The sequence below is a fragment of the Pantoea anthophila genome (assembly GCF_006494375.1).
GTDB classification, from domain to species: domain Bacteria; phylum Pseudomonadota; class Gammaproteobacteria; order Enterobacterales; family Enterobacteriaceae; genus Pantoea; species Pantoea anthophila.
The window spans coordinates 157,754-163,753 of sequence record NZ_VHIZ01000027.1; the positions used below are offsets into that span (position 1 = coordinate 157,754).

Genomic DNA, 6,000 nt, shown 5'->3' on the forward strand with positions numbered 1-6,000 from the left:
TTTCAACCGATCCTGTCAAATTTATCCTGCGGGGTTAATTTTGTAACCAACTTCACATATCGTTAACCCGGCAGCAGCATTAGCGATCTGCATGCGTGCTTTTCCCGGGCATCAGAATATGATCGCACACGCCTCTATGAAGACGGATAATATGTCGGCACGGGCACACCACGACAAAATAAACACATCCTTTGTGATGGTTAGCGGCAACAACAAGAAGGTTATCATGGCGAACAACATTCGTATCGAAGAAGACCTGTTAGGTATGCGCGAAGTTCCGGCGGATGCCTATTATGGCGTTCATACTCTGCGTGCGATTGAAAATTTTTATATCAGCAACAGCAAAATCAGCGACATACCTGAATTTGTCCGCGGTATGGTGATGGTAAAAAAAGCAGCAGCGATGGCTAACAAAGAGCTGCAGACCATCCCGCGTAACATTGCCGATACCATCATTCAGGCCTGCGACGAAGTGCTGAACAAGGGCCGCTGTATGGATCAGTTCCCCGTGGATGTCTATCAGGGCGGCGCCGGGACCTCGGTCAACATGAACACCAATGAGGTGCTGGCAAACATCGGTCTTGAGCTGATGGGCCACCAGAAAGGGGAATACCAGTATCTCAACCCCAACGACCATGTAAACAAGTGCCAGTCGACCAACGACGCCTACCCGACCGGTTTCCGCATCGCGGTTTACAGTTCGCTGCTGAAACTGCTTGATGGCATCAGCCAGTTGTCTGAAGGCTTCCAGCGCAAAGCCGATGAATTCCAGACCATCCTGAAAATGGGCCGAACCCAGCTGCAGGATGCGGTGCCGATGACTCTGGGGCAGGAGTTTCACGCCTTCAGCGTGCTGCTGAACGAAGAGACCAAAAGCATTCTGCGTACCGCCGAACTGCTGCTGGAGGTTAACCTTGGCGCGACCGCCATCGGTACCCGTCTTAACACGCCGGATGGCTATCAGCATCTGGCCGTGCAGCGTCTGGCGGAAGTCAGCAACCTGCCGGTTATTCCGGCGGAAGATCTGATTGAAGCGACCTCCGACTGCGGCGCCTATGTGATGGTTCACTCGTCGCTGAAACGCCTGGCGGTAAAGCTCTCTAAAATCTGTAACGACCTGCGCCTGCTCTCCTCGGGTCCGCGCGCCGGCCTGAATGAAATCAACCTGCCTGAGCTGCAGGCGGGCTCCTCCATCATGCCGGCCAAAGTGAACCCGGTGGTACCGGAAGTGGTTAACCAGGTCTGCTTCAAGGTGATTGGCAACGACACCACCGTGACCATGGCTTCTGAAGCGGGTCAGCTGCAGCTTAACGTCATGGAGCCGGTGATCGGCCAGGCGCTGTTTGAGTCGATCAGCATCCTGACCAACGCCTGCTACAACCTGCTGGAGAAGTGCGTCAACGGCATCACCGCTAACCGCGCGGTGTGCGAAGCCTACGTCTTCAACTCAATTGGCATCGTGACCTACCTCAACCCCTACATCGGCCACCACAACGGCGACATCGTCGGCAAAATCTGTGCCGAAACCGGGAAAAGTGTGCGTGAGGTGGTGCTGGAGCGCGGCCTGCTGACGGAGAGTGAGCTGGACGATATCTTCTCGGTGCAGAACCTGATGTATCCGGTTTATAAAGCAAAACGCTACACCGATGAAAACGAGCAGTAGGGTTTAACCCACGTGGGTTAACCAAAGGCACACCGCGATCAACATGGTGTGCCTTTTTTTTTGGTACACAGCATTCCCGGAGTTCACCGGTTAACTTTGCAGGAGTGATTCATGTTTGTGGTTGAGCTGCTTGTCGTCCTGATGGCGATCTGGCTGGGCGCACGTCTTGGCGGCATTGGTATCGGATTCGCCGGCGGGATGGGGGTACTGATCCTGACGCTGGGCTTTGGCATGGCACCCGGCGCTATCCCGTTCGACGTGATAGAGATCATCATGGCGGTGATCGCCGCCATCGCGGCTATGCAGGTGGCGGGCGGCATGGACTATCTGGTGAGCCTGGCGGAACGCCTGCTGCGCCGACATCCGCGCCACGTCACGCTGCTGGCCCCGCTGGTAACCTACCTGATGACGCTGCTGGCAGGCACCGGCCACACCGCTTTCTCGACGCTGCCGGTGATCGCAGAAGTGGCCAAAGAGCAGGGCGTGCGCCCTTCCCGTCCGCTGTCGATTGCGGTGGTGGCGTCGCAGATCGCGATTACCGCCTCTCCCATCTCCGCCGCCGTGGTCTTTTTTGCCACGCTGCTGGAACCGCGCGGCGTCAGCTACATCACGCTGCTGGCGATTGCGATCCCCGCCACGATGGTGGGCCTCTTCCTGGCCGCGCTGGTCACTAACTTCCTCGGCAAAGAGCTTAAAGATGATGAGGTTTATCAGGCGCGTCTCGCCAAAGGGGAAGTTACCCTGCGGGGTGCCAGCGTCTACCAGCCGAAGCCGGGGGCGAAACGCTCGGTGCTGATTTTTCTGACGGGTATTATTGCCGTGGTGCTCTATGCCACCGCCACCAGCGCCAGCGTCGGGCTGATCGCCGATCCGCCGCTGCCACGTAACGAAGCGATTGTGGTGTTTATGCTGACCATCGCGACGCTGATCAGCCTGACCTGCAAACTCGACACCAGCGAAATCCTCAGCGCCAGCACCTTTAAGTCAGGCATGAGTGCCTGTATCTGTGTGATGGGTGTCGCCTGGCTGGGCGACACCTTTGTCAAAGCGCATCTGGCAGAGATTCAGACACTGGCGGGCGACACGCTGAAAACCTATCCGTGGATGCTGGCGCTGGTGCTCTTCTTTGCCTCCATGCTGCTCTACTCACAGGCGGCGACCACCAAGGCACTGATGCCGGCCGCCCTGCTGCTGGGCGTCACCCCGCTCACCGCGATTGCTTCCTTTGCGGCGGTATCGGCACTGTTTGTGCTGCCCACCTACCCCACACTGCTGGCCGCCGTTGAGATGGACGATACCGGCTCCACCCGGATTGGTAAGTTTGTATTCAACCACGCCTTTATCATTCCCGGCGTTATCGCTATCGCGCTGTCGGTGCTTTCCGGCTTCATCTTTGGCGGACTGCTCTTGTAGTGCCGCCATCGTGTTATGAAGGGAGCGTGCTATCATCGGCGCTCTTTTCATCACACAGGAGTCACAGGATGAATGCCGTCGTTATCCTCTGTACTGCCCCCGATCAGGCCACGGCGCAACAGCTTGCGACCCTGGCGCTGGAAGCCAGGCTGGCGGCCTGCGTTACCCTGCTGCCCGGCGCGACCTCCTGCTATCTCTGGCAGGGCCGGATTGAGCAGAGCAGTGAAGTGCAGATGCTGCTGAAGTGCGACAGCGATCACCAGCAGGCGCTGTGCGATCTGCTTAAAGCCGCGCACCCTTACGACGTGCCCGAACTGCTGGCACTGCCGGTTCAACATGGAGACAGTGAATACTTGTCATGGCTGCACGCATCTCTCGCTTAATAACGCTTCTGCTGACGCTGTTTGTCTGTCTGCAGGCGCACGCTTCCCTCTTTTCCAGTCCGGCGACCGGCCGCTTTGTGCCCGTCGACCAGGCCTTTACGTTTGATTTCGACCAGCAGGGCGCGCAGCTCAACCTGCACTGGAAAGTGAAGTCAGGCTATTACCTCTATCGCCAGCAGATTCACATCACGCCACAGAATGCGACCCTCGCGCCCCTGACGCTGCCTGCCGGAGAGCCGCATGAAGATGAATTTTTCGGCAAGAGTGAGATCTATCCGCAGGATCTGACGCTGCCGGTGACGCTGCAACAGGCAGGCCCCGGTGCCACGCTCAGCGTGACTTATCAGGGCTGTGCGGCTGCCGGCTTCTGCTACCCGCCGGAGACGCGATCCGTGCCACTGAATGCGGTAGCCGCAGACAGCCCGCCAGCGCCCGCCAGCCCTAAGCCTGAGGTTCAGCCCGCCTCCGCCAGCCCGCTGCCCTTTTCGCCACTGTGGGCGTTGCTGATCGGCATCGGCGTCGCCTTTACGCCCTGCGTGCTGCCGATGTACCCGCTGATCGCCGGCATTATCCTGGGCGGCCAGCGCCATTATTCGCTGGGACGCCTGTTTGCCCTGGCGATGGTCTACGTGCAGGGGATGGCGCTGACCTACACGCTGCTGGGCGTGGTGGTCGCCGCAGCCGGTCTGCGCTTCCAGGCCGCGTTGCAGCACCCGTGGGTGCTGTTCACGCTTTCCCTGCTGTTCATCGTGTTGGCACTGTCGATGTTCGGACTGTTTACGCTGCAGCTGCCCGCCAGCCTGCAAACCCGTCTGACCCTGTGGAGCAATCGCCAGCAGGGAGGATCGCTGCCCGGCGTCTTCCTGATGGGCGCGCTGGCAGGTTTGATCTGTTCGCCCTGCACCACGGCCCCGCTCAGTGCCATTCTGCTCTACATCGCGCAGAGCGGAAATCTATGGGCCGGTGCCGGAACGCTGTGGCTCTATGCGGTCGGCATGGGATTACCGCTGATCGCCGTGACCCTGTTTGGCAACCGGCTGCTGCCGAAGAGCGGCCCGTGGATGCAGACCGTCAAGGAGGGCTTCGGGTTTGTCATCCTGGCGCTGCCGGTGTTCCTGCTGGAGCGCATCGTGGGCGAGGCCTGGGGATGGCGGCTCTGGAGTCTGCTTGGCGTGGCGTTCTTTGGCTGGGCGTTCAGCCTCAGCCTGCGCGCCAGCAGCGGAAAGTGGCGCGTCGTGCAGATTGTCATGCTGGCCGCTGCGCTGATCAGTGCGCGGCCATTGCAGGACTGGGCCTTTGGCGATCCGGCCACGCAGCAGGCGGTCCCCCCCCTGCCGTTCCAGACCCTTCAGACGCCGCAGCAGCTCAATAGCGCGCTGCAGCAGGCCCGCGGTCGCATCACGATGGTCGATCTCTATGCTGACTGGTGCGTCGCCTGTAAAGAGTTTGAAAAATATACCTTCAGTGACCGCGCCGTGCGCGATAGCCTCCGTCAGGTGCAGTTAATGCAGGCCAACGTCACCGACAACAACGCCCGTGACAACGCGCTGTTACAGCATCTTCAGGTGCTGGGCTTACCCACAATTCTGTTCTTTGATGCGCAGGGCCGGGAAATCCCCGGTTCGCGTATCACCGGGTTTCTGGATGCCGCTGACTTCCGCGCGCATTTGCAGAAACTTACCCCGTAAACAACACTGGAGTCAGGTCTTTGCCCGGTAAAACAGCCGGGCCTGCATACCAGAGGAGAGTCACTTGCAGCGTGAACAGATACTCGAGCATGCATTGAATGTGCTTGAACAGAACGGCCTCGCCGCCACCCTCTCATTGGAAAACCTGGCGGGTTCCGGATTACCTTCAGAGCAGCTCCGGCTGTTCTGGCCCGACCGCGACGCCCTGCTCTACGATGCGCTGCGCTATCACGGGCAGCAGATTGAAACCTGGCGTCGCCAGATCCTGCTGGATGCGTCGCTGTCGGCAGATCAGAAACTGATGGCACGCTATGAAGTCCTGAGTGAACAGGTCAGTAAAGGGCGTTTTCCGGGCTGCCTGTTTATCGCCGCCTGCAGCTTCTACCCGCAGCCCGATCAGCCCATTCACCAGCTGGCCGAGCAGCAGAAACGCGGCTCCTGGCAGTTTACTCATGAGATTCTGGTGGAACAGGGTCTGGATAACCCCAGCATGGTCGCCGACCAGATGGAGCTGATTCTTGAGGGCTGCCTGAGCAAGCTGCTGGTGAAGCGCAACGTGCAGGATGTCGCCACCGCTCAGCGCCTGGCGGAAGATGTTTACAACATCGCGCTGTGCCGCAAAAACGGGGCGCTGGCCTGAGGTTTTACCCCTTTTGACTGAAAAGCAGGCAATCAGTCACGTTTTCCGGGGTTTTTTAGTGAAAGCCGTTGACGGCCTGCGGCCTTTACGGTTTAATGCGCCCCGTTGCCCGAATAGCTCAGTCGGTAGAGCAGGGGATTGAAAATCCCCGTGTCCCTGGTTCGATTCCGGGTTCGGGCACCATATTTAAAGAACCCGCCTCTGGCGGGTTTT

General features: G+C 59.1%; 5 protein-coding genes and 1 tRNA gene. All 6 read left to right on the forward strand.

Going from position 1 to position 6,000, the window contains the following annotated elements; all coding sequences use genetic code 11:
- Positions 1-226: 226 nt before the first annotated feature.
- Positions 227-1,663: an aspartate ammonia-lyase gene (gene aspA, locus FJW00_RS05680; protein ID WP_009092504.1), complete on the forward strand. Its 1,437-nt coding sequence runs from the start codon at positions 227-229 to the stop codon at positions 1,661-1,663.
- Between the two features lie 111 nt (positions 1,664-1,774).
- Positions 1,775-3,076: an anaerobic C4-dicarboxylate transporter gene (locus FJW00_RS05685; protein WP_140923245.1), complete on the forward strand. Its 1,302-nt coding sequence runs from the start codon at positions 1,775-1,777 to the stop codon at positions 3,074-3,076.
- 68 nt (positions 3,077-3,144) lie between these two features.
- Positions 3,145-3,459, forward strand: coding sequence for a divalent cation tolerance protein CutA (cutA, locus tag FJW00_RS05690; RefSeq protein WP_009092506.1), 315 nt, complete (start codon positions 3,145-3,147; stop codon positions 3,457-3,459).
- Positions 3,435-5,147: a protein-disulfide reductase DsbD gene (locus FJW00_RS05695; RefSeq protein ID WP_140923246.1), complete on the forward strand. Its 1,713-nt coding sequence runs from the start codon at positions 3,435-3,437 to the stop codon at positions 5,145-5,147. Before cutA ends, FJW00_RS05695 begins: the two co-directional genes overlap by 25 nt.
- A gap of 64 nt (positions 5,148-5,211) precedes the next feature.
- The gene (dicD, locus tag FJW00_RS05700; RefSeq protein WP_046101062.1) at positions 5,212-5,787 is read left to right on the forward strand and encodes a division control transcriptional repressor DicD; all 576 of its coding nucleotides are present in this window, start codon (positions 5,212-5,214) and stop codon (positions 5,785-5,787) included.
- 107 nt (positions 5,788-5,894) lie between these two features.
- Positions 5,895-5,970: transfer RNA gene (locus tag FJW00_RS05705), tRNA-Phe, on the forward strand.
- The last annotated feature ends 30 nt before the right edge of the window (positions 5,971-6,000 follow it).